Source organism: Streptomyces luteosporeus (assembly GCF_039532865.1).
Taxonomy (GTDB): Bacteria; Actinomycetota; Actinomycetes; order Streptomycetales; family Streptomycetaceae; genus Streptomyces; species Streptomyces luteosporeus.
The window spans coordinates 53601-74881 of record NZ_BAAASL010000008.1; the positions used below are offsets into that span (position 1 = coordinate 53601).

A 21281-nucleotide genomic window follows, 5' to 3' on the forward strand; every position below is an offset into this window, starting at 1 on the left:
GTGCGCCCGGCGTCCCGTGGCAGCCATCCGTCCCACCCCTCGTGAAAGGACCGGCCCCTGACTGTCCACCACCTCAACGAACTCCTGCTGATCTGCTCGCTCGTCCTGCTCGTGGCGGTCGCGGCGGTACGCATCTCCTCGCGCAGCGGGCTCCCCAGTCTGCTCATCTATCTGGGCATCGGCGTCGCCATCGGGCAGGACGGCATCGGCGTCTCCTTCAACGACGTCGGCCTCACCCAGGTCATCGGCTACGCCGCCCTGGTCGTCATCCTCGCCGAGGGCGGTCTCGGCACGAAGTGGCACGAGATCAAACCGGCCCTGCCGGCCGCCGCCGTCCTGTCGACCGCGGGCGTCGCGGTGAGCGTCGGCGTGACCGCCGCGGCCGCGCACTACCTCGCCGGCGTCGACTGGCGCCAGTCCCTGATCATCGGTGCCGTCGTGTCCTCCACGGACGCCGCCGCCGTCTTCTCCGTCCTGCGCAACGTCCCGCTGCCCGCCCGGCTCACCGGCGTCCTGGAGGCCGAGTCCGGCTTCAACGACGCCCCCGTCGTCATCCTGGTGGTGGCCTTCTCCGCCGCCGGCCCGGTCGACCACTGGTACCTGCTGCTCGGCAAGATCGCCCTGGAACTGGCCATCGGCGCCGCCGCCGGCCTCGCCATCGGCCTGCTGGGCGCCTACACGATGCGGCACGTGGCCCTGCCCGCCTCCGGCCTCTACCCGATCGCCGTGATGGCCCTCGCCGTCACCGCCTACGCGGCCGGCGCGCTCGCCCACGGCTCCGGCTTCCTCGCCGTCTACCTGGCCTCGCTGATCCTCGGCAACGCCAAGCTGCCCCACTGGCCGGCCACCCGCGGCTTCGCCGAGGGGCTCGGCTGGATCGCCCAGATCGGCATGTTCGTCCTGCTCGGCCTGCTGGTCACCCCGCACGAGCTCGGCGACGACATCGTCCCCGCGCTGGTGGTGGGGCTGGTGCTGACCATGGTGGCCCGGCCGCTGTCCGTTCTGCTGAGCACGGCGCCCTTCCGTACGCCCTGGCAGGAGAAGGCCCTGCTGTCGTGGGCGGGCCTGCGCGGCGCGGTGCCCATCGTGCTGGCCACCATCCCGATGGTCGCCCAGGTCGACGACAGCCGCCGGATCTTCAACATCGTCTTCGTGCTGGTGATCGTCTACACCCTGGTCCAGGGGCCGACCCTGCCGTGGCTGGCCCGCCGCCTGGACCTCGGCGAGAGCGAGCCGCAGGACCTGGGCATCGAGTCGGCGCCGCTGGAGCGGCTGCGCGGGCACCTGCTGTCCGTGGCGGTGCCCGAGGAGTCGAAGATGCACGGCGTGGAGGTCTCGGAGCTGCGGCTGCCCGCCGGCGCCGCGGTCACCCTGGTCGTCCGGGACGGCTCCAGCTTCGTCCCCGGCCCCGCGACCGTACTGCGGCGCGGCGACGAGCTGCTGGTCGTGGCCACGGACCCGGTGCGCGACGCCGCCGAGCGGCGGCTGCGCGCGGTCTCCGAGGGCGGCAAGCTGGCCGGCTGGCTGGGCTCCGCCCCGGCCCCGGATGGCGCGGCCGGGAAGTCCGGAGCGGCGGCTGCGAAGCCCGGAGCAAAGGCCGGAGCAAAGTGGGGTCTGGTAAAGAAGAAGTTGGTTAAGTAAGCTATCCACCTATTCGCGTGCGTATCGGCACGCCTCGGCGGCCCTGCCCGACCGCGGCACGTCCGCCCGGGGCCCCGGTGCGTCACGCGAGTGAATTCCCGAAAACACCGAACCAACTCTGCCTGATGCAGAGCTGGCGCGACCGCACGGCGGCCGTGGCCGCAGGAGGCGGCCACATCGGTATCTACCACGGTCCTGCGCGAGAGGACAGCTCTCGGCGCGCTCCGTTGGGTTTCCCTCCCGTCCGGGGCGTGCTACCAGGCGGCGGAAAGGCGCGGACCGTGGCGACCACGGTCGAGGACACCACCGGGGCCCGTCCCGGGTACGGCAGTCTGCTGCGCACGCGCGGCGCGCTGTCGTTCCTGCTCCCCGGCTTCCTGGCGCGGCAGCCGTTCGCGATGCTGACGATCGGCATCCTGCTGCTGGTCAACCACACCACCGGCTCCTACGGCACGGCCGGCACCGTCTCGGCGACGGCGGGCGTGGCGATGGCCCTGTTCGCCCCGCAGAGCGGCAAGCTCGCCGACCGCTTCGGGCAGGCCGCCGTGCTCCTGCCCGGCGTCGTCGTGCACGCGGCCGCGATCTCCCTGCTCACGGCGCTGGCCCTCGGGCACGCGCCCCTGTGGGCGCTGCTGGCCGCCGCCGTACCCGCGGGCGCGTCCACCCCGCAGATCGGCCCGATGGTGCGGGCCCGCTGGGCGGCCCGGCTGAGCGGTCAGCCGCTGATGGCGACGGCCGCGGCGTTCGAGTCCGTCACCGACGAGTTCACCTTCGTCATCGGCCCCGTCCTGGCCACCGCCCTGTGCACCGGCGTCCACCCGGCCGCCGGCCTGATCGCCGAGGCCGCGCTGACCCTCGTCGGCGGCCTGCTCTTCGCCGCCCAGCGCCGCACCCAGCCCGAGCACGGCCGCGCCGCGGCCGGTGCCGCCGAGGCCGGCGAGAAGCGCGTCTCCGCCCTGTCGGTGCCCGGCGTACGGGTGCTGGCGGTCGTCATGCTGGGCATCGGCACCGTCTTCGGCGGCATGCAGGTGTCCATGACCGCCTTCACCAAGGCCATGGGCGAGCCCGGCCTGAACGGCCTGATGTACGGCGCCTTCGCCGCCGGCAACATGACCGCTGGCATCGCCTGCGGCCTGATCGCCTGGAAGGCCACCCCGCAGCGCCGGCTGCTGCTGGCCTACCCGGCCCTGGTGCTGGCCACCACCCCGCTGTGGGCGGCGCACTCCATGGTGCTGCTCGGTGCGCTCGGCCTGGTCGTGGGCCTGTGCATCGCGCCCTCGCTGATCACCGGCTACACGCTCGTCGAGCAGCTGGTCCCGGCGGGCGCCCGCACCGAGGCCTTCACCTGGCTGACCGGTGCGGTCGGCCTGGGCCAGGCCGCCGGCGCCACCGTGGGCGGCCGCCTGATCGACGCCCACGACGCGAGCACCGGCTTCCTGGTGCCGCTGGGCGGCACGGCCGTGGCCCTGGTGGTCCTGCTGGCGCTGCGCAAGGCGCTCACCCCGCGGGGCGGGTCGCTGGTCGCGGCGCGTGGGGTCGGTCACCGTGAGCCCGTTGCGGTGGACTGACGGACCGGAATACTGCACTATGGAGCGTCGTTAGCACTCAATGAGTGAGAGTGCCAGGAGGAGCAAGTGCCGACTTACCAGTACCAGTGCACCGAGTGCGGCGAAGGCCTCGAGGCGGTGCAGAAGTTCACGGATGACGCCCTGACCGAGTGCCCGCAGTGCAACGGACGCCTGAAGAAGGTGTTCTCCGCGGTCGGCATCGTCTTCAAGGGCTCCGGTTTCTACCGCAACGACAGCCGCGGTTCGACGTCGAGCAGCACTCCTGCGACGAAGGCGTCCTCTTCGGCGACGTCGGGCTCGTCGTCCTCGACGTCCTCGACGTCGGGTTCGTCCTCGTCCTCGTCGAGCAGCTCGGCTGCCTGACCCCGTCGCCCCCTGGCGCACCCTCCGAAGCCCGCTGCCCCTGCCCGAGGCGGCGGGCTTCGTCGTGCCGGGCTTCGTCGTGTCCGGCCAGGGCCGGACGGTTAGTGTGATCGTATGGTCGACACGAGCGCAGCACAGGCGGCGGAGGCGGCGGCAGAGGCGGTCGCCGCGACGGATCCGGCCGTGACGGCGGAGATCGGTGTCATCGGGGGGTCGGGGTTCTACTCCTTCCTGGACGACGTGACCGAGGTCACGGTACGCACCCCCTACGGCGCACCGAGCGACTCGCTGTTCGTCGGTGAGCTGGCGGGCCGCAGGGTGGCCTTCCTGCCCCGGCACGGGCGCGGGCACAGCGTTCCGCCGCACCGCATCAACTACCGGGCCAACCTGTGGGCGCTGCGCGCAGTGGGCGTGCGCCAGGTGATGGGCCCCTGCGCGGTGGGCGGCCTGCAGGCGGAGTACGGGCCGGGCACGCTGCTCGTGCCGGACCAGCTGGTGGACCGCACCAAGAGCCGCGCGCAGACCTTCTTCGACGGCGAGGTGCTGGCGGACGGCAACGTGCCCAACGTCGTGCACATGACCTTCGCGGACCCCTACTGCCCCACGGGCCGCGCGGTGGCGCTCGCGGCGGCGCGCGGGCGGGACTGGGAGCCGGTCGACGGCGGCACGATGGTGGTCATCGAGGGCCCGCGCTTCTCGACGCGGGCGGAGTCCCGCTGGCACGCGGCGCAGGGCTGGTCGGTGGTGGGCATGACCGGGCACCCGGAGGCCGTCCTGGCGCGCGAGCTGGGCCTTTGCTACACGTCGATGTCGCTGGTCACCGACCTGGACGCGGGCGCGGAGACGGGCGAGGGCGTCTCGCACGAGGAGGTGCTGCGGGTCTTCGGGCAGAACGTGGACCGGCTGCGCGAGGTGCTGTTCGACGCGGTGGCGGCCCTGCCGAAGACGGAGGACCGCGCCTGCCTGTGCGTGCGGGCGCACGAGGGCTGGGACCTGGGGATCGAGCTGCCGTAGGCGCGCCGGCGGGCCGGTGCGGGTGGCGGGGCCGGTGCGGGTGGCCGGTTTTTCCACAACCGGCCAGTAGTCCACAGGGCTCAGCGGGGCGGGACGGAAACCGGGATCGTGGGGTGCGTCACGCGGCGCTCCTCACGACAGGCGGTGGTCCCGATGTCTTACGCACGTCCCGCGCACTTCGCCCGATCCTCGTACGGCACCACGGGGCCCTCGGCGCCGTGGGCGCCGCCCGGGTGCCGGGTGCCGCTGTTCCCGCCGGTGCGGGCGGGGCGCCGGGGCCGGTGGCGGTGCGGGCGGCGGCGCGCTCGGCCCCTCGCGCTCGCCGTCGCGGCGACAGCCGCCGCCGGAGGGGTGGTGACGCTGTGCTCGCCCGCGCTGACGCACTGGCACCTCGGCTGACCTTCCCCGGACGGGTGATGGTGGTCGCGGAATGGACGGAGCCGTCCACCTTTCTCGTATCGTATGGAATCGACCATTCCATGACAGAGGTACGCAGGGAGAGGCTGTTCTGTGAGCTCCGGGAGCGAGAAGAAGACGGGAGTCCTGGGCGGCTTCAAGGCATTCCTGATGCGCGGCAACGTGGTGGATCTCGCCGTCGCCGTCGTCATCGGCGCGGCGTTCACCAACATCGTGAACTCCGTGGTCAAGGGAATCATCAACCCGGTCGTCGGCGCCTTCGGCACCAAGGACCTGGAGCACTACGCCTCGTGCCTGAAGGGACCCTGCGCCCGGAACGCCGCGGGCGAAGTGACCAAGGGCGTCTACATCCAGTGGGGCTCGGTGCTCAGCGCCTCGCTGACGTTCCTGATCACGGCGGCGGTGGTCTACTTCCTGATGCTGCTGCCCATGAAGCGCTGGCAGGACCGGCAGGCCGCGAAGGCGCCGGTGGCCGACAAGCCCGCGGAGCCGACCGAGATCGAGCTGCTGGCGCAGATCCGCGACACCCTGATCGAGCAGCGGCGCGGCCCCGGCTCGGACTCCGTCCCGGCCCAGCGCTAGACCCACGCGTGCCTCGTAAGGGGCGCTGCGCCCCCGGGCGCCGCCTCGGCCGCCTCAGAGGTGGTGCGGCGGCTTCTCGTCCAGGAAGCGGGCGAGGTCCGCACCGCTCTCGTCGGCCTTCGGGCGCTCGCCCCAGCCGCGGTCCGTGTCGTCCGAGGACTGCTGCGACAGCGGATCGTCGAAGATCAATGCGGCGGCGGCCGCCGCGGCGGGGTCCCGCCGGGGGCTGGGGTTGTCAGTGCTCATGCGTCCAGCGTACGGGCGCGCCGCCACCCGCGGCCCGGGCGTCCCCGCTGCGCCGTCCGGCGCGCGACGGGCCCGGGCTGCGGTGACAATCGCAGCTATGAGCCAGGACTCGTCGGGCGTGCTGCGCCGGATGACCGAGCGCGGGCGCGAGGAGGAGCACCGCACGGCCACCCCGCTCGAGCTCTTCTTCGACCTGTGCTTCGTGGTGGCGGTGGCCCAGGCCGGGCGGCAGCTGGTGCACGCGCTCGCGGAGGGGCATCCGGGGCACGGCATCCCCGGCTACCTGATGGTCTTCTTCGCGATCTGGTGGGCCTGGGTCAACTTTTCGTGGTTCTCCTCGGCCTACGACACCGACGACGCGCTCTACCGCGTGGTGACGCTGGTGCAGATCGCCGGGGTGCTCGTCCTCGCGGCGGGTGTCCCCCGGGCCTTCTCCGCGAGCGACTTCACGATGGTGTGGCTCGGCTATGCGGTGATGCGGCTCGCCCTCGTCTCGCAGTGGCTGCGCGCCGCCCATGCCGCCACGGGTCCCGAGCGGCGCACCGCCCTGCGGTACGCGATCGGCGTGTCCCTGTGCCAGGTGGGCTGGCTGGGTCTGGTCGTGCTGCCGGGCCCCGCGAGGCCGTGGGTGTTCATCGCCATGGCCCTGCTGGAGATGGCCGTGCCGGTCTGCGCCGAGCTCGGCCGCCCGACGGCCTGGCACCCGCACCACATCTCCGAGCGCTACGGGCTGTTCACCATCATCGTCCTGGGCGAGACGGTGGCGGCCGCCACGACGGCGGTGCAGTCGGCGGCCGACGAGCACGAGGCGCTCGGTGAGCTCCTGCCGATCGCGGCGGGCGGCCTGCTGATCATCTTCGCCGCCTTCTGGATCTACTTCGCCGTACCGATCCATCTGCACCTGGCCTCCAACCGTCAGGCGTTCGTCTGGGGGTACGGCCACTACCTCGTCTTCTGCTCGGCCGCGGCCATCGGCGCGGGCATCGAGGTGGCGGTCGAGGAGAGCGTGGGCAAGGCCCGCATCCCCACCATCGCCGCCTCGGCAGCGGTGACGGTGCCGGCGGCCCTGTTCATGTTCACGGTCTGGCTCATCCACTCCCGCCACCACAAGCGCGGCCCGGCCCAGCAGCTGGTCCTGCCCGTCTCCGCCCTGACCACGCTCGCCTGCACCTTCGCCGGCACCTGGGCAGTCCTGGCCGCGGGCCTGGTCGGCGCGGCGACGGTGGCGGTGGGCGTCACGCTCATGGCACGACAGGGGGAAGGGGAGGGGAGGGAGGGGGAGGGGGAGGGCCCCCGGGACGCCCCTACGGACGCCGCCTACTGACGTCTCGTCAGGCCGGCGTGGTAGGCATGGCGCATGACTGCTGCGGACGACGCTCGTACGCCTGACAACCGGTCGGCCGGCCATGGCGCCGGGGGGACGCCCGGGCCGCGGGATGCGCTCACGGATGTGGCCGGGCTGCGGGTGGGGCACGCCGAGCTGGCGGAGCTGGGGGCGCTGACGGGGACGACCGTGGTGCTCACCGGCGAGGGCGGCGCGATCGCCGCCGTGGATGTGCGCGGGGGCGGGCCGGGGACGCGGGAGACGGACGCGCTGGATCCGCGGAACCTCGTGCAGCGCGTCGAGGCGATCGTGCTGACCGGGGGCAGTGCGTTCGGGCTGGACGCCGCCTCCGGGGTGGTGGCCTGGCTGGAGGAACAGGGCCGGGGCTTCCGGGTGGGTCCGGAGCCGGAGCAGGTGGTGCCGGTCGTGCCGGCGGCGGCGCTGTTCGACCTGGGCCGCGGGGGCGACTGGCGGGCCCGGCCCGACGCCCGGCTCGGCAGGCGGGCGGCCGAGGCGGCGGCCCGTACGCCGCCGGGGGCGCCGGTGGTGCAGGGCAACGTCGGTGCCGGTACGGGTGCGGTGGCCGGGGGTGTGAAGGGCGGCATCGGCACCGCCAGCGTCGTCCTGCCCTCCGGGGTGACGGTCGCCGCCCTGGCCGCCGTGAACGCGGCGGGTTCGGTGGTGGACCCGGCCACGGGGGTGCTGTACGGGCAGTTGTACGAGGGCGGCCGGCCCGCGTACCCCGCGCCGGAGCGGCACCGGGCGGCGCAGGAGGCTCTGCAGGAGGCGCGCCGGGAGTCGGCCGAGCGCTGGTCGGCATCGATGAGTCCCCCGCTGAACACCACCCTGGCCGTCGTCGCCACGGACGCCGCGCTCACCCGTGCCCAGGCCCAGAAGCTCGCGGGCACCGCGCACGACGGCCTGGCCCGTGCCGTCCGTCCGGTGCATCTGCTGACCGACGGCGACACCGTCTTCGCGCTGGCCACCGGCGAGCGGCCGCTGCCGCGGGAGGAGGGGCTCCCGGGCGGCGCCGACTTCGCGGCGGGCGCGGTCAACGAGATCCTGGCCGCCGGGGCGGACGTCCTGACCCGCTGCGTGGTCCGGGCCGTGCTCGCCGCGGAGGGCGTCGACGGGGCCGGCGGCCTGTTCCCCTCGTACCGCGACCTGTACGGCGACCCGGCCTGAGAGGTCCGCGGCGACTCAGTTGTCGACGATCACGAAATACGCCTCACCATTGATGATGCGGGCCGAACGGGTCGCTTGGCTCAGCTCGTTGCCCGCCGCCTCGTTGTCCTTCACGGTGACATGGGAGCGCACGCACGCCGCCGTATCGGGGTTGCCCCGCATGACCCTCACGTTCGCCACGTCCCACACGCCGCCGACCTCCCTGGGCAGGATGTCCACGCACAGGTCGTTGGGCTTGCCGCCCTCGAAGGACCGGGCAAAGGGGAACTCGTCACAGGAGTCTCCCGGTACCAAAAGAGGGTCTCTCGGGAACGGGTACGGGAGGTTGTCGCATGTCCTACGGCGCTTGGTGTTCGTCCAGGACTCATCGGAATTGGGGTCGCGGTGCAGGGGGTTCACCTTGGTGCCGGTGGCAGCGGACTTGAGATTCTTCTGTGCCCACTCGTAGGTGACGGCGGCGGCCCTGTATTGCGATTTGTGGAACGTCACGTTGGCCATGTGCGTATCGTCGGCGCAGCCGGGCCCGTTACCGACCTTGTTGTCACAGCGGAGCCAGGGGCCCTGCCAGTTGTCCGAGGTGTTGCGGGGCGTCGTTCCGGGCGCGAGGATCGCCCCTGTCATGTGGTAGAGGGGCTGGGACCGTGCCTCGCCGTCCTTGATGACCGTGGTCCTGTAAGTGATCGACGTGAGCAGTTCCCTGCCCACCGCCGGAAGAGCCGCCTGCCCGCCGCCAAATGCCGCGCCGCCCGTGCACGGGCCGGTGCAGTCGGACCTCAGGCCAATCGTCATCGTGGGCATGTTGGGTGTTTCCTGGGTGATGGCCGCGCGGACCTCCTCCTTCCACTCGGATTTGCCGACCCTGGCCGAGGTGAAGACGACGCCCTCGGCGTGCTCGACCACCTTCCTGTCAGCACCCAGAAGCTCGTAGCCGATCGGGTGCTGTACGCAGTACGTACTACGGGAGGTGTTGACCTCCTTATGGCTTTCCTTGCATAGATCGAGCGGATCAGCCGGGTCGACGTCGGGGTCACGGGCCGCGACGCGGTCCGTAGCCGGTCCGTGGGCGCCGGTCAGGCGGTGCATGGCGGCCAGGTCGCGGGCGGTGGCCGGGCCGCCCGTCTTGAAGCAGAACCAGGCGGCGCCCTGGCGCCTGAGCGGGGAGCCGGGATCGATGGCGGTGCACGTGCCGTGGCCGGGGGGAGCCGCCCGGGTCACGGCCACGGCGTCAGCCGGTGAGGTGGACAGGACTGCCAGGGCGGCGGTCAGGACGAGCGAGGCTATCGCCGCCAGCAGTCGTCTGAAGCGTTTCAAAGGTGGTCCCCCCTTTTTCCGGTCCCATTCGGGCCTCACACCGCCGCCCGTCTTTGCAAGGGCACCCCCGCGGTCGGCAGGATGCGCGGGCGCGGCAGCCGTCGCTGGGCCGCCGAATCGTTCATAGGGCCGTTCCTGCTGGCGCGCAAACATTCAAGGCGCCGGGGCCGTCGAACGCCATCGGTTTCAGAATGCGCAAGTTGGCCGAATACCGTGATGGCTTGGTGGCGGTTGGATCGCGCCGGCGGATGATGAGAGGCCGGTCCGGCAGGCGCTGGCCGTCGAGGTGACGGCAGCGGAATCACGGCTGAAACAGCCCGTCCGTGCGGCGGTGGTGGCGGATCGTAGCTTCGCAGATGAAATTCTGATGACCCCGGGGCAGGTCATGGCTGCATAACAGCCCATGAAGGGTCATGGGTTTCACCTCGGACCGGCTGATTCCGTCATCGTCACTGCGTCGCTGCCGACGCTAAGTTCGCCTCGATCGACCACCACTCCCCACCACATAACTGGCAGGGTTTCGGCCTGGGGCGACATGGCGCCCGGCCAGGGAAAGGGCATGATGAGCCACATAAGAACTTCCGGCCGCTGGGCCAGAGGGCTGTTCGCCCTCACCGTGACCGCTGCATCGACGCTCGCCGCCATGACTGCTGTGGCCGGCCCCGCCGCCGCGGCAGGGCATCCGAAACCCGCCGCAACCGCCGACAAGCCGAAGCTCGGCGACGCCTGCACCTCCGCCGACCTCGGCACGCGCCACCCGTTCATCAAGACCACCGAAGTGTCTCCGACGATCACCCACTTCAAGGGCTGGTACGTCACCGAGGGCACGACCGGAAGTCACTCCGTCTCCACCAACACCCAAACGTCCATCTCCGTCTCGGTGGGCCTCACCGGCAACGTCCAGGGCAGCTTCGGTACCGAGGCCCTCGGCATGGTCGGAGCGAGCCTGGGCCTGAACGTCCAGGTCACCTACTCCTCCACCTCCAGCGTGTCCGACACGGTGAACTGGAACTTCAACCAGCCCGGCTACTACGGCGTGTACAAGGGCACCAAGAAGGTCACCGGCACCTATGGCAGTCTCAACTGCAACCGCGTCCAACAGGGCGACGGCAGTTGGGCGCTGAAGTGGATCGAAGGGTCCGACAGCGGCAGCTACACCACCTACACCGCACTCGAAGAAGGTGCGGTGCGCTGCGAGGACAAGGTCCCCGCCAACAGCATCATGGCCAAGGCCAAGGTCCTGCTGGACTGCGGCTCCCCCGCCGCCACCGCGAAGCACCCGGCAGGCCCCGTCCCCTCGGCCAAGGCCGACCAGGCCAAGCACGACGCCGACAACGCCGCCAAGGCCGCCAAGGCCGCCCAGGGCATGAAGGCCACCCGGGCCGCCAAGCCCGTCCCGCGTGCCGCGCTCAACTGCCAGTCCGGCGTCTACAGGATCGACGTCCCCGGCAAGATCCTGAACTGGAGCGCGCCGCTCCTGGCCAACGACGGCATCCGCCTGCGCGAATCCACCTTCTTCAGCGCCCACCTGGACAACTGGCGGCTGTGCAATGTGACGGAGCGCAACGGGGTCATCGAGGCGTCCCTGTGGAACTGGGGCAACGGCGGCTGCGCGACCATCCCGGCGGACATCGCCAACCTGGAACAGGCCTACCTGACGACGGCCACCTGCGCGGAGGACGACCTCCAGCGGTTCTACGTCTACCGCGACGTACCCGGCAGCTCGAAGATCGGCCTGCAGAACAAGTACACCGGCTCCATGATGGGCTACGACCGGTACGCGGACGGGGAGCTCATCCGCCAGTTCTCCAGCGGCAGGCAGGACGGCACGGGTACGTACGCCCTGACCGGGGTCTGACGGCCCCCTCCCTGCGAGCGCAGCCCCGCACGCGAATCCCCGGCCTCCCGGTTCCGTGCGGGGCCTTCCGCGTCCCTGCCCCGAGCCCGGCCGCGGTGACCAGCGCCGCTCGCGCAGATCATGCTCGGGCCGGCGCCCGATGTCGGGCCGGGGCAATGACCGTCAACGTGCCTCGTTCTGCGGTTAACAAGGATGGATGATTACTGAGCCGTTCGGGGGAACCCGGCGTACGTAGATCAGTTGGTCGGGTCAGCGGGAGGAGCGGAACGGTTCCGGTTCTTGCCCCGTCTGGGAGAGAGATGTCGTTCAACCGGCGTTTGGCCTGTGTCGCAGCAGTCGCGCTTGCTGCTGTGGCCGGAGTCGTGCAGACGGCCGCAGCAGAGCCCGGCCACCACGGAGACCTTCGTCCGGCCCGCATGGTTGTCCAGCAGGGAGGGGTCAACGTCCTGCCTCCCTTCCTGACCGGCAGGGTGTTCCTGTACGACGCGGACAACAACCGACCGCTGCCCGGCAGGTCGGTGATCTTCACCAACAGTGGTGGGTCCGAGATCTGCCGAGCGGTCACCGACTCCAACGGCGAGGCCGGCTGCACAGGACCCGTCGCCCTGGGGCCGACCGCCGTGGACTCGGTCTACAACGGCTACTTCGCCAGCTTCGCGGGCGACGAGCACTACAAGCCGGTCAAGGCCCACGGTGCCGTGAACGTCTTTGTGGACCCCCTCTACTGATCCCGGCAGCGCAACGCACAACGGCCGGGGTCCACCCGCAGGAAGCGGATGGACCCCGGCCGGCATGACGGGAGGCGTGGCGAGGGCGGCGGTCAGGCCACCGGGGCCGGCTCCTTCGCCTGCTGCTGCGCCGGTACGGTGTCGCCGGCGGCGCCCTCCCCCAGCGCACCCTCACCCGTGCCGCCGCCCGGGCCGCCCGGAGCCGTGGCCGCCTTGCGCGGCAGCGCGAACATCAGCGCGAGGACCAGGCCCAGCACGCCCGCGACCCACCACATGCCGTGCCGGAAGGCGTCGCCGAAGGCCTCGCCCGCCCGGCCGCGGGCCACCGCGCCCTCGTCGACGGCGTCGAAGAAGACGACGGAGACCAGGCCCAGGCCCACCGCGTTGCCGAGCTGCTGAGTGGTGTTGATCAGGCCGGAGGCGGAGCCGGAGTGCTCCTTGGGCACCTCGGCAAGGACCGTCTCGGTCAGCGGCGCGACGATCAGGCCCATGCCCAGGCCCATGACCACCAGCGGCAGCGCCATCTGCCAGGAGGCGATCTGGGTGCCGTAGTGGCCGGACTCCCAGATGTAGAGCAGGACGCCGGCCGCCATGGACAGCGCGCCCGCCTGCAGGACCTTGCGGCCGAAGCGGGGCACCAGCTTCTGTACGGACAGGCCGGCCGCGGCGGAGACGGCGAGGGAGAAGGGGATGCCGGTCAGGCCGGCCCGCAGGGCGCTCCAGCCCAGGCCGATCTGCATGTAGAGGGTCCAGATCAGGAAGAAGACGCCGCAGGCGATGCCGAAGGCGACCTCGATGCCGATGCCGGCGGCGAAGCTCTTGACCTTGAACAGTGACAGTTCGACCAGCGGCGAGCCGTCCTTGCGGGTCTTGTACCGCTCGTAGGCCACGAAGGCGGCGAAGACGAGGACGCTGCCGCCCATCGACGCGAAGCCCCACAGCGGCCAGCCCAGCTCGCGGCCCTGGGTCAGGGGGTAGAGCAGCATCAGCAGGCCGCAGGTGGCCAGGGCGACGCCGACGAGGTCGAGCCCCAGGGCCTGCGGGGCCCTGGACTCCTGGATGTAGCGGCGGCCCAGGACGAGCCCGGCGATGCCCACGGGCAGGTTGACCAGGAAGATCGGGCGCCATTCGAGGCCGAAGAGGTTCCACTGGGTGAGCAGCGCGCCCAGGATCGGCCCGGAGACCGCCCCGAGGCCCACGATCGCGCCGAACATGCCGAAGACCTTGCCGCGCTCGTGCGCGGGGAAGGTGGCGTGGACGATGGCCAGCACCTGCGGCACCATCAGCGCGGCGGTGGCGCCCTGCAGGACGCGGGCGGCGACGAGGAGCTGCGGGTCGCCGGCGATGCCGCAGAGCATGGAGGCGAGGGTGAAGCCGGACATGCCGAGCAGGAAGACGCGCCGGCGTCCGTAGATGTCGCCGAGGCGGCCGCCGGTGATCAGGCCCGCGGCGAAGGCGAGCGCGTAGCCCTCGGTGATCCACTGCAGGGTGCTGAAGGAGGCGCCGATGTCCTTGCGGATGCTGGGCATGGCGATGTTGACGATGGTGACGTCGACCAGGTCCATGAAGGACGCGGTCATCACCACGGCGAGTGCCAGCCAGCGGCGGCGGTCGGCCGCTGCGTCGGCGGGCGGGTCGGTGGTCGCTGTGGTGGTCACAGAGGTACTGCCTTTCTTCGTGCTTCGACGTGATTCAGCATGCTTTAACGTTCTTCAACAGGCTTCGACGTGCATTGTCGTACTTCTTCAGGGCACTCCGGAGCACTGAGGTCGTTCCGGTGCATACCCGCTCGGGTCCGTGCGGATCGGCTGCCTCCGGGCCGAGGTCGCCGAGGTCCGAAAACTAACCCGCCTCTAGGTCAGGTCATGTCCTACATCCCTGGAACCCTGGAGGGCATGACGGACACCCCGGCACGGCTGCTGACCCTGCTGTCGCTCCTGCAGACCCCTCGCGAGTGGCCCGGCCGCGAGCTCGCCGAGCGGCTCGGCGTCAGCCCGCGCACGATCCGGCGGGACGTCGAGCGCCTGCGCGACCTCGGCTATCCCGTCCAGGCCACGATGGGCTCGGACGGCGGCTACCGGCTGGCCGCGGGCGCGGCGCTGCCGCCGCTGGTGCTCGACGACGAGGAGGCGGTCGCCATCGCGGTCGGCCTGCGGGCGGGCGCGGGGCACGCCGTGGAGGGCATCGAGGAGGCGTCGGTGCGGGCGCTGGCGAAGCTGGAGCAGGTCCTGCCGTCCCGGCTGCGGCACCGCGTCTCCGCGCTGCAGGCGGCGACGGTGCCGCTGACCGGTGGCGACGGGGCGACCGTCGATCCGCACACGCTGACGGCCATGGCCTCGGCGGCCACCGGCCGGGAGCGGCTGCGCTTCGCCTACCGCAAGGGGGACGGCACGCAGACCAAGCGCCTGGTGGAGCCGCACCGGCTGATCAGCACGGGCCGCCGCTGGTACCTGGTGGCGTTCGACGTGGACCGCGGGGACTGGCGCACGTTCCGGGTGGACCGGGTCAGCGAGCCGTTCGCCACGGGGGCGCGCTTCACGCCCCGGGAGTTGCCGGCGGCGGACGCGGCGGAGTTCCTCAAGCGGTCGCTGGCCCGGCTCCAGCCGACGTACCGGCTGGTGGCCGAGTTCGACGCGCCGGCCGCGCTGGTCGCCTCGCGGCTGCCGAGCTGGCTGGGGGCGCCGGAGCCGGTGGACGAGGACTCCTGCCGGCTGGACGTGCTGACGTCCGACTCGATCGAATGGGTGGCGTTCCGGCTGGCGCTGGTGGACTGCGAGTTCACGGTGCGGGAGCCTGCGGTGCTGGTGGAGCACCTGCGGAAGCTGGGGGCGCGCATCGGCCGCGCGGCGGACGGGACGCACTTTTCAGCCAAGCGATAAATACCTCTTTCTCATCCTTTCTCACCCTTTCGAGTGGAAAGTTCCGCCGTCGGGAGTAGCGGGGAAGGCGCCGGGCATGTCCGGATCACAGTGCGATTCCCGCACTGGAAATCCACGGATCCACCGATCCGTGCGGCGGAAAGAGGACCCGTCATGGAACCGCAGGAGATCTACGAATCCCCGGCGCTGGCCGAGGCCGGCGACTTCTCCGAGCTGACCCTCGGCTGGCCCAGCGGGGTGTATCCGGAGCCCTTCGGCGGCTACGAGTACTGGGGCTGAGGGCCGCATCCCGTGACCGGCGAGGCCTGGTTCGCCGTCCTCGCGGACGGCGAACGCAGCCGAGCGGCGGCGCAGGCGCTGCGCCCCCTCGCGGCCCGCACGATCGAGCACGCCTCCGGCCGGCCCTGGTTGCTCGGCAACTGGCCGGACGGACGGGTGACGGTCGCCGCGGCAGGGGCGGCACGGCTGGCGGTGATCGGGCTCTGCCCGGTCACCGCCGGGGCATTGGCCGAGCGGCTGGCGGGCGTGCGGGGGCCGGAGGACGTCGAGGCGGCCGCGGCCGGGCTCACGGGCAGCTTCCACCTCGCCGCCTCCGTCGGCGGGCGGGTCCGGGTGCGCGGCAGTGCTTCCGGGGTGCGGCGTCTGTTCCACGCCGAGGTGGCCGGGGTGACGGTGGCCGCCGACCGGGCGGACACCCTGGCGGCGCTGACCGGTGCGGGGGTCGACGAGCGGGTGCTGGCGCTGCACCTGCTGAGTTCCCCGCCGCCGTATCCGCTGGACGCCCACTGCGTCTGGCGGGGCGTCACCGCGCTGCCGCCGCAGGACTGCCTGCTGATCGAGGGGGACGGGCGGGCCCGCGCGCAGCGCTGGTGGGATCCGCCGGAGCCGTGGCTGACGGCCGCCGAGGGGGCGCCGGCGCTGCGCAGCGCGCTGATCGCGGCGGTCGGGGCGCGCACCGCCGACGTGCGGGCGCTCAGCTGCGACCTGTCCGGCGGGCTGGACTCGACCAGCGTGTGCTTCCTGGCCGCGGCCGCGCTCTTCCCGGCCGGCACCCCGGCGCGCGGCGCCCACGCCGGCACCCCGGTGCGCGGCGCCCACCTGCCTCGTCCCCGCCTGGTCGCCCTGACGTGGGAGGGCCGCGATCCGGCGAACGACGACGCGGCCTGGGCGGGGCGGGCCGCCGCCCACCTGCCGCACGCCGAGCACGTGGTGCCCCGCCGTACCCAGCAGCCCGTGTGGTACGCGGGCCTTCCGGGCATGGAGGTGCCCACGGACGAGCCGGGGCCGTGGGTGCGCGACCGGGCCGCCCTCGCCGCGACGGCCCGTCTGATGACTCGCCGCGGCTCGCGGCTGCACCTGACCGGCGCCGGGGCGGACGAGCTGTTCACCGCGTTTCCCGCCCATCTCCACGACGACGTGCGCGTGCGTCCCCTGGCCACGCTCGCCCGCCTGTACCGCCAGCACACCCACCAGCCGTGGCCCTTGTGGCCGGTGCTGCGCGGCCTGACCGACCGGCGCGACTTCGACCGGTGGCTGGCCGACTGGGCCGGCGGTCTGGCCCGGCGGCCCTCTCCCCCGCCCCGCGGCCGGCCCCGCCCCTGTGTGACGTGGGGCGAGGAGCTGCGCATGCCGGTGTGGGCCACGCCCGAGGCCGTACGGGCGGTGGTGGGCCTGCTGCGGGAGGCCGCCGACGCCCGCCCGCTGCCGCTGGCGGCCGGGCGCGGGCAGCACACCGCCCTGGCCCACGCCCGGGCGAGCGGGCTGCGCGTGCGGCAGCTGCAGCAGGTCCTGGCCCCCCTGGGGCTGGAGTGCTCGGCGCCCTACCTCGACGACGGCGTGCTGGAGGCGGCGCTGGCGGTGCGGCCGGACGAGCGCGGCGGCGATGGCCGCTACAAGCCGGTGCTCAAGGAGGCGATGGCCGGCATCGTGCCCGGCTCGCTCCTGCGCCGTGAGACCAAGGGCGAGTACAGCGCCGATCTGCTGACGGGGCTGCGCCGCAACAGGCCGGCGCTGCTGGCGCTGTTCGAGGACTCACGTCTGGCCGGTGCCGGGCTGGTGGACGCCGACGCGCTGCGCTCCCGGCTGACGTCCCTGCACGCGCCCGGCCCCGACGTCCTGCGCGGCCTGGATCCGACGCTCGGCTGCGAGACGTGGCTGCGCGACCGCGCCGGCGGCGGCGGGCCGGCCACTCCTGGAGGTGCACCGTGTCCTTTTCCCTGAGCCCCGATGTGTCCGTGACGGACACCGACGACGGAATGGTCCTGCTGGACGAGGCCACCGGCCGGTACTGGCAGCTCAACAGCACCGGGGCGTTCGTGCTGCGGGCCCTGCTGGCCGGGAGCGGCCCGCGGGAGGCGGCCCGCGGGCTGGGCGAGCGCCATCCGGGGCTCGGCGCGGAGCGGGCCGCCACCGATGTGGCGGCCCTGATCGCCTCGCTGCACGCGGCACGGCTGGTGGTGACGGGGTGAGCCAGTCGATGGCCCCGGCCGCCCGGTCCCCCGTGCCGCTGCGCGACCGGCCGGCCGCGCTGGCCGCCACGGGGGCCGCCCGGCTGCTGGTGCTGCTGCGCCCGCGGGGCATCCGCCGGGTGCTGTCGTTCGTACGGCGCGGTGCCGCGCCGGCGACGGTGGAGCAGGCGCTGGCGGCACGGCAGGCGGTCGTCGGGGTGAGCGCGCGCTGCGCGGGCGAGGGCTGTCTGCAGCGTTCGGTGGCCACGGCGCTGCTGTGCCGCCTGCGGGGGGTGTGGCCGGACTGGTGCACCGGGGTGCGGACGAGCCCGTTCCGGGCGCATGCCTGGGTGGAGGTGGCCGGACGGCCGGTGGGCGAGCCGCATGCGGCGGGCTACTACCACCGGCTGATGATCGTCGCCGCGCGCCCGCGCCGGAAGGCCGGCCGCCGGTGACGGCAAGGGCCCCGGCGCAAGGGGGGAGGGAAGCGCCGGGACCCGGTCCGTGCAGGTGTGTCGTTGTGCGGCGGTGCCTTCACGTCCATTGTTGCGCGGCGGCGGCGCGACGGGCAGTGGTGAATCAGGCCGCGGCGTCGAAGCCGGTGTCGTGGGCCATCTTCTTCAGCTCCAGCAGGGCGTGCTTCTCGATCTGGCGGATGCGCTCGCGGGTCAGGCCGTGCTGCTTGCCGACCTCGGTCAGGGTGCGCTCGCGGCCGTCCTCGATGCCGTAGCGCGCCTTGATGATCGACGCGGTGCGCTCGTCGAGGCGGCCGATGAGGCCTTCGAGCTCCTCGCTGCGCAGCAGCGCGATCACCGACTGCTCCGGCGAGATGGCGGAGGTGTCCTCCAGCAGGTCGCCGAACTGCGTCTCGCCCTCGTCGTCGACGGACATGTTCAGGCTCACCGGGTCGCGGGCCCAGTCCAGCACGTCACCGACGCGCTCGGGCGTGGTGTCGAGCTCGACGGCGATCTCGGCGTGCTCGGGCTCGCGGCCGTGCTCCCGGTTGAACTCGCGCTGGACCCTGCGGATCCGGCCGAGCTCCTCGACGAGGTGCACGGGCAGCCGGATCGTGCGGGACTGGTCGGCGATCGACCGGGTGATGGCCTGCCGGATCCACCACGTGGCGTACGTCGAGAACTTGAAGCCCTTGGTGTAGTCGAACTTCTCCACTGCCCGCACCAGGCCGGCGTTGCCCTCCTGGATCAGGTCGAGCAGGGGCAGGCCGCTGCGCGGGTAGCGGCGGGCGACGGCGACGACCAGGCGCAGGTTGGACTTGATGAAGACGTCCTTGGCCCGGGCGCCCTCGGCGGCGATCGCCTCCAGCTCCTCGCGGCTGGCCCCGGCGGCCTTCGCGCCGCCCTCCTCCAGGCCGTCGAGTATCTGCTGGGCGTAGACGCCCGCCTCGATGGTCTGCGAGAGCTCGACCTCCTTCGCGGCGTCGAGCAGGGGCGTCCGCGCGATCTCGTCGAGGTACATGCCGACCAGGTCGCGATCGGCGATCTCTCCGCCTGCGGCGCGAACACTGCTTGCCTCGTCCGGCACCGGAGAGGTGGCCTGACGACGGGCGACGGCACGGGTTGCCATGCGTACTCCCTTGCGATGAGACGGTCGCGGGCGGGACCGGGGATCCGGACCCTGGTGCGGGTGCCCCGTCCGAAGTAAAAGAACGGACGGAATCAGGACAGAATTCCCCAGGGACGTCTTTTTTTGTGGATCATGCAGTACCCTGTCGGCCCGCCCGCCCGGGCGGCGCCCCTGCGCCGTGGGGAAACGCAGGTCAGGGTGGGTGTGCGCGGCCGGCTCAGCGTTCCCGCGACCCCCGCCGCCCCGGCGTGTGAGACGGGCGTCACGTCCGCCCCACCCGTGTACGACGCCGGCGACCGTCCCGTTCATGCCCGTCCGTGCCCGTCCGTGCCACGGCCCTGCCCCGTTCGTGCTCCGCGAGGAGCGTCCCCCGTGGCCGCTCCTCGCCCCCAAGGACGCCCCCGGTCCCCCGGTGGTTGCGTGCCGCCGCGGCCCGCCGGCTGATCGAGTTGCCCGGCCCGGAGGCCGGGTGTGCGCTGGTGGGACGGGGACGCGAGCGAGAGGAGCCCGTCATGTCGACGCATTCGATGCTGCCCGGGCGGCACGCGCACGAGGGCCCCGGGCCGGTCCCGCGCGGCGCCCACCCGGGATCCCGGGCCACCTGGGCGGTGCCGGCCGTCGCCGCCTTCGCCTTCGGCCTGTACGTCGTCTTCATCTCCCACGAGAACGGCTTCTCCGAGGCCGGCGGCTGGTTGCTGGGCCTGGTGGCCGCAGCCGTGTCCTTCGCCGTGGGGTACGCACTGGTACGGGGGCGGGACCGTCTGATCACCGAGGTGCGGGCGGCGGCCTTCGGCGCGCTGTTCGGCATCTGCATGGGCTTCCTGCACAACCTCGGCGGGGGCTCGGTGCTGCGCTCCGCCGGGATCGGCCTGGCCCTCGGGATCGGCATGGGCCTGACGGCGTACTACGTCTTCTACGTGCACGAGCACTGAACGGCGGCGCGCACGCAGCACGATCACACGGCACGAGCACACAGCACCGAACGGCGCGCACCGGCACGGAAGTCGTACGCCCGGCGCCCGTGGGACGTACGTCCTACGGCCGTTCCGTGGGCGCCCCGCCACCGCATAGCGTGCGGATCATGGCCGATACGGACACGAGCGGAACGCTCGACGAAGCACTGGAACGCGTACACGGCACCGGCCCGGAGTTCGAGGGCTGGCTCACCAACCACGCGCCGATGACGGTGGAGGCGCTCGTCCGCCACGGGCAGGCCCGCCTGGTGCACCGCTGGCTGGACGCCTACCGCCACCGCACCGAGGAACTTCCCGGCACGAACACCCGCATCGACGCCGGCAATTGGCGCGAACTGCTCGGCGACCCCGGGCATCTCGGCGACTGGATCGCCTACTTCACCCGCGAGGTGGCCGAACGCCCCTGGCGGGACGTGCTCGCCGAGTGGTGGCCGCGACTGCTGCCCGGCATCACCGGCGGCTCCACCCACCCCGTCATCCGCACCGGCCACGCCGTACGCACCCTGCTCGCCGACGGCGACAGCGCGCCGCGCACCGCCGAGCTCGGCCACGCGCTCGGCTACTGGGCCGCCCGCCACCAGCCGCTCGCCGCACCCACCACCCTGGCGGGCGCCGCCGGGCCGGAGGAGGCGCTGGCGGCCGTGCCGGCCGTACCCGACCCGCACGGCGGCATCCGCGCCCGCTTCGCCCAGCTGCCCGCCACCGCCGGCTGGCCCGCGGCCGCGAGCGCCCTGCGCCGCCCGGAGGGCCCGGAGGAGGCGCGCGGGACGCTGACGGCGCTGGTGGAGGCCGCCGTCGCCCGCTACCCGCACCACGCCCAAGGCGGCCCGGTGATGCTGGTGCACGCCGCCACGGCACCCAACGCGGTCCTGCGCACCCTGCCCGCGCTGCCGCGCGAGCTGTGGGCGCCGAGCCTGGCCGCCGCATGGGAGGCGAGCGCCGCCGTGACCGCCGCCTACGCCCCGGCCCGGCCCGCGGAGGCCGTGCCGGCCGGCCGGGCCACGCTCGACGAGGCCTTCGAGCAGGCCGCCCTGCACGGCGACGCCCACGCCATCAAGCTCGCCGACACGGCCCTGGACACCGGCGGCCCGGCCGCCCTGGCGGCCGTGGCCCGGGCCTGCGAACTGATCGAACCGGCCGGCTGAGGACGCTTGGGACCG

Annotated in this window: 20 protein-coding genes; 16 read left to right on the plus strand and 4 right to left on the minus strand. The window is 72.8% G+C overall.

Annotated elements, in window-relative coordinates; genetic code table 11:
* The first annotated feature begins 105 nt into the window (after positions 1-105).
* From ABD361_RS12075 to ABD361_RS12095, 5 genes are all read left to right on the plus strand, one after another.
* A complete protein-coding gene (locus tag ABD361_RS12075) occupies positions 106-1641 on the plus strand; it encodes a potassium/proton antiporter (protein ID WP_344435310.1) in 1536 nt (511 codons plus the stop codon).
* Between the two features lie 281 nt (positions 1642-1922).
* Entirely contained in the window at positions 1923-3209 is a 1287-nt protein-coding gene (locus ABD361_RS12080; protein WP_344435029.1) for an MFS transporter, read from the plus strand.
* Positions 3210-3275: 66 nt separating this feature from the next.
* Positions 3276-3572 carry an FmdB family zinc ribbon protein gene (locus ABD361_RS12085; protein WP_344435031.1) on the plus strand — a complete coding sequence of 99 codons (297 nt, stop codon included), beginning with the start codon at positions 3276-3278 and terminating at the stop codon, positions 3570-3572.
* Between the two features lie 114 nt (positions 3573-3686).
* A complete protein-coding gene (locus tag ABD361_RS12090; RefSeq protein ID WP_344435033.1) occupies positions 3687-4586 on the plus strand; it encodes an S-methyl-5'-thioadenosine phosphorylase in 900 nt (299 codons plus the stop codon).
* A gap of 567 nt (positions 4587-5153) precedes the next feature.
* Positions 5154-5585 (plus strand): MscL family protein, encoded by a 432-nt coding sequence (locus ABD361_RS12095; RefSeq protein WP_425583206.1) that lies wholly within the window; start codon positions 5154-5156, stop codon positions 5583-5585.
* 54 nt (positions 5586-5639) lie between these two features.
* Here ABD361_RS12095 and ABD361_RS12100 read toward each other — a convergent pair whose 3' ends face one another.
* Positions 5640-5831 carry a hypothetical protein gene (locus tag ABD361_RS12100; RefSeq protein WP_344435035.1) on the minus strand — a complete coding sequence of 64 codons (192 nt, stop codon included), beginning with the start codon at positions 5829-5831 and terminating at the stop codon, positions 5640-5642.
* A 97-nt stretch (positions 5832-5928) separates the two neighbouring features.
* On the opposite strand from ABD361_RS12100, the gene ABD361_RS12105 reads away from it, so the two are divergent.
* Both ABD361_RS12105 and ABD361_RS12110 read left to right on the plus strand, forming a co-directional pair.
* Positions 5929-7155, plus strand: a complete 1227-nt coding sequence (locus ABD361_RS12105) for a low temperature requirement protein A (protein WP_344435036.1) — start codon at positions 5929-5931, stop codon at positions 7153-7155.
* A gap of 33 nt (positions 7156-7188) precedes the next feature.
* Complete coding sequence (locus ABD361_RS12110; RefSeq protein WP_344435038.1) at positions 7189-8340, plus strand: P1 family peptidase; 1152 nt, start codon at positions 7189-7191, stop codon at positions 8338-8340.
* A gap of 15 nt (positions 8341-8355) precedes the next feature.
* On the opposite strand, the gene ABD361_RS12115 is transcribed toward ABD361_RS12110, so the two are convergent.
* Entirely contained in the window at positions 8356-9651 is a 1296-nt protein-coding gene (locus ABD361_RS12115; protein ID WP_344435040.1) for a NucA/NucB deoxyribonuclease domain-containing protein, read from the minus strand.
* Positions 9652-10213: 562 nt separating this feature from the next.
* Between ABD361_RS12115 and ABD361_RS12120 the strand changes: the two genes are divergently transcribed.
* Together ABD361_RS12120 and ABD361_RS12125 are read left to right on the plus strand one after the other, a co-directional pair.
* Positions 10214-11509, plus strand: coding sequence for a hypothetical protein (locus tag ABD361_RS12120; protein WP_344435311.1), 1296 nt, complete (start codon positions 10214-10216; stop codon positions 11507-11509).
* A gap of 416 nt (positions 11510-11925) precedes the next feature.
* Positions 11926-12237: a hypothetical protein gene (locus tag ABD361_RS12125; protein ID WP_344435041.1), complete on the plus strand. Its 312-nt coding sequence runs from the start codon at positions 11926-11928 to the stop codon at positions 12235-12237.
* Between the two features lie 92 nt (positions 12238-12329).
* On the opposite strand, the gene ABD361_RS12130 is transcribed toward ABD361_RS12125, so the two are convergent.
* Positions 12330-13895 (minus strand): MFS transporter, encoded by a 1566-nt coding sequence (locus ABD361_RS12130; protein ID WP_344435042.1) that lies wholly within the window; start codon positions 13893-13895, stop codon positions 12330-12332.
* 237 nt (positions 13896-14132) lie between these two features.
* On the opposite strand from ABD361_RS12130, the gene ABD361_RS12135 reads away from it, so the two are divergent.
* The 5 genes from ABD361_RS12135 (at position 14133) to ABD361_RS12155 (ending at position 18018) form a co-directional block, all read left to right on the plus strand.
* The gene (locus ABD361_RS12135) at positions 14133-15116 is read left to right on the plus strand and encodes a helix-turn-helix transcriptional regulator (RefSeq protein WP_344435312.1); all 984 of its coding nucleotides are present in this window, start codon (positions 14133-14135) and stop codon (positions 15114-15116) included.
* Positions 15117-15269: 153 nt separating this feature from the next.
* Positions 15270-15395: a lasso RiPP family leader peptide-containing protein gene (locus ABD361_RS12140; protein ID WP_344435043.1), complete on the plus strand. Its 126-nt coding sequence runs from the start codon at positions 15270-15272 to the stop codon at positions 15393-15395.
* 12 nt (positions 15396-15407) lie between these two features.
* The gene (locus ABD361_RS12145) at positions 15408-17336 is read left to right on the plus strand and encodes an asparagine synthase-related protein (protein WP_344435044.1); all 1929 of its coding nucleotides are present in this window, start codon (positions 15408-15410) and stop codon (positions 17334-17336) included.
* Positions 17337-17350: 14 nt separating this feature from the next.
* Entirely contained in the window at positions 17351-17584 is a 234-nt protein-coding gene (locus ABD361_RS12150) for a lasso peptide biosynthesis PqqD family chaperone (protein WP_344435045.1), read from the plus strand.
* Positions 17581-18018: a lasso peptide biosynthesis B2 protein gene (locus ABD361_RS12155; RefSeq protein WP_425583199.1), complete on the plus strand. Its 438-nt coding sequence runs from the start codon at positions 17581-17583 to the stop codon at positions 18016-18018. The genes ABD361_RS12150 and ABD361_RS12155 overlap by 4 nt, the downstream gene beginning before the upstream one ends.
* A 124-nt stretch (positions 18019-18142) precedes the next feature.
* Here the strand turns inward: ABD361_RS12155 and ABD361_RS12160 are convergent, their stop codons facing one another.
* Positions 18143-19147 carry a sigma-70 family RNA polymerase sigma factor gene (locus ABD361_RS12160; RefSeq protein ID WP_344435046.1) on the minus strand — a complete coding sequence of 335 codons (1005 nt, stop codon included), beginning with the start codon at positions 19145-19147 and terminating at the stop codon, positions 18143-18145.
* Positions 19148-19659: 512 nt separating this feature from the next.
* On the opposite strand from ABD361_RS12160, the gene ABD361_RS12165 reads away from it, so the two are divergent.
* Together ABD361_RS12165 and ABD361_RS12170 are read left to right on the plus strand one after the other, a co-directional pair.
* Complete coding sequence (locus ABD361_RS12165) at positions 19660-20079, plus strand: hypothetical protein (RefSeq protein WP_344435047.1); 420 nt, start codon at positions 19660-19662, stop codon at positions 20077-20079.
* A 149-nt stretch (positions 20080-20228) separates the two neighbouring features.
* On the plus strand, positions 20229-21266 hold the full coding sequence (locus ABD361_RS12170; protein ID WP_344435048.1) for a questin oxidase family protein: 1038 nt from the start codon (positions 20229-20231) through the stop codon (positions 21264-21266).
* The last annotated feature ends 15 nt before the right edge of the window (positions 21267-21281 follow it).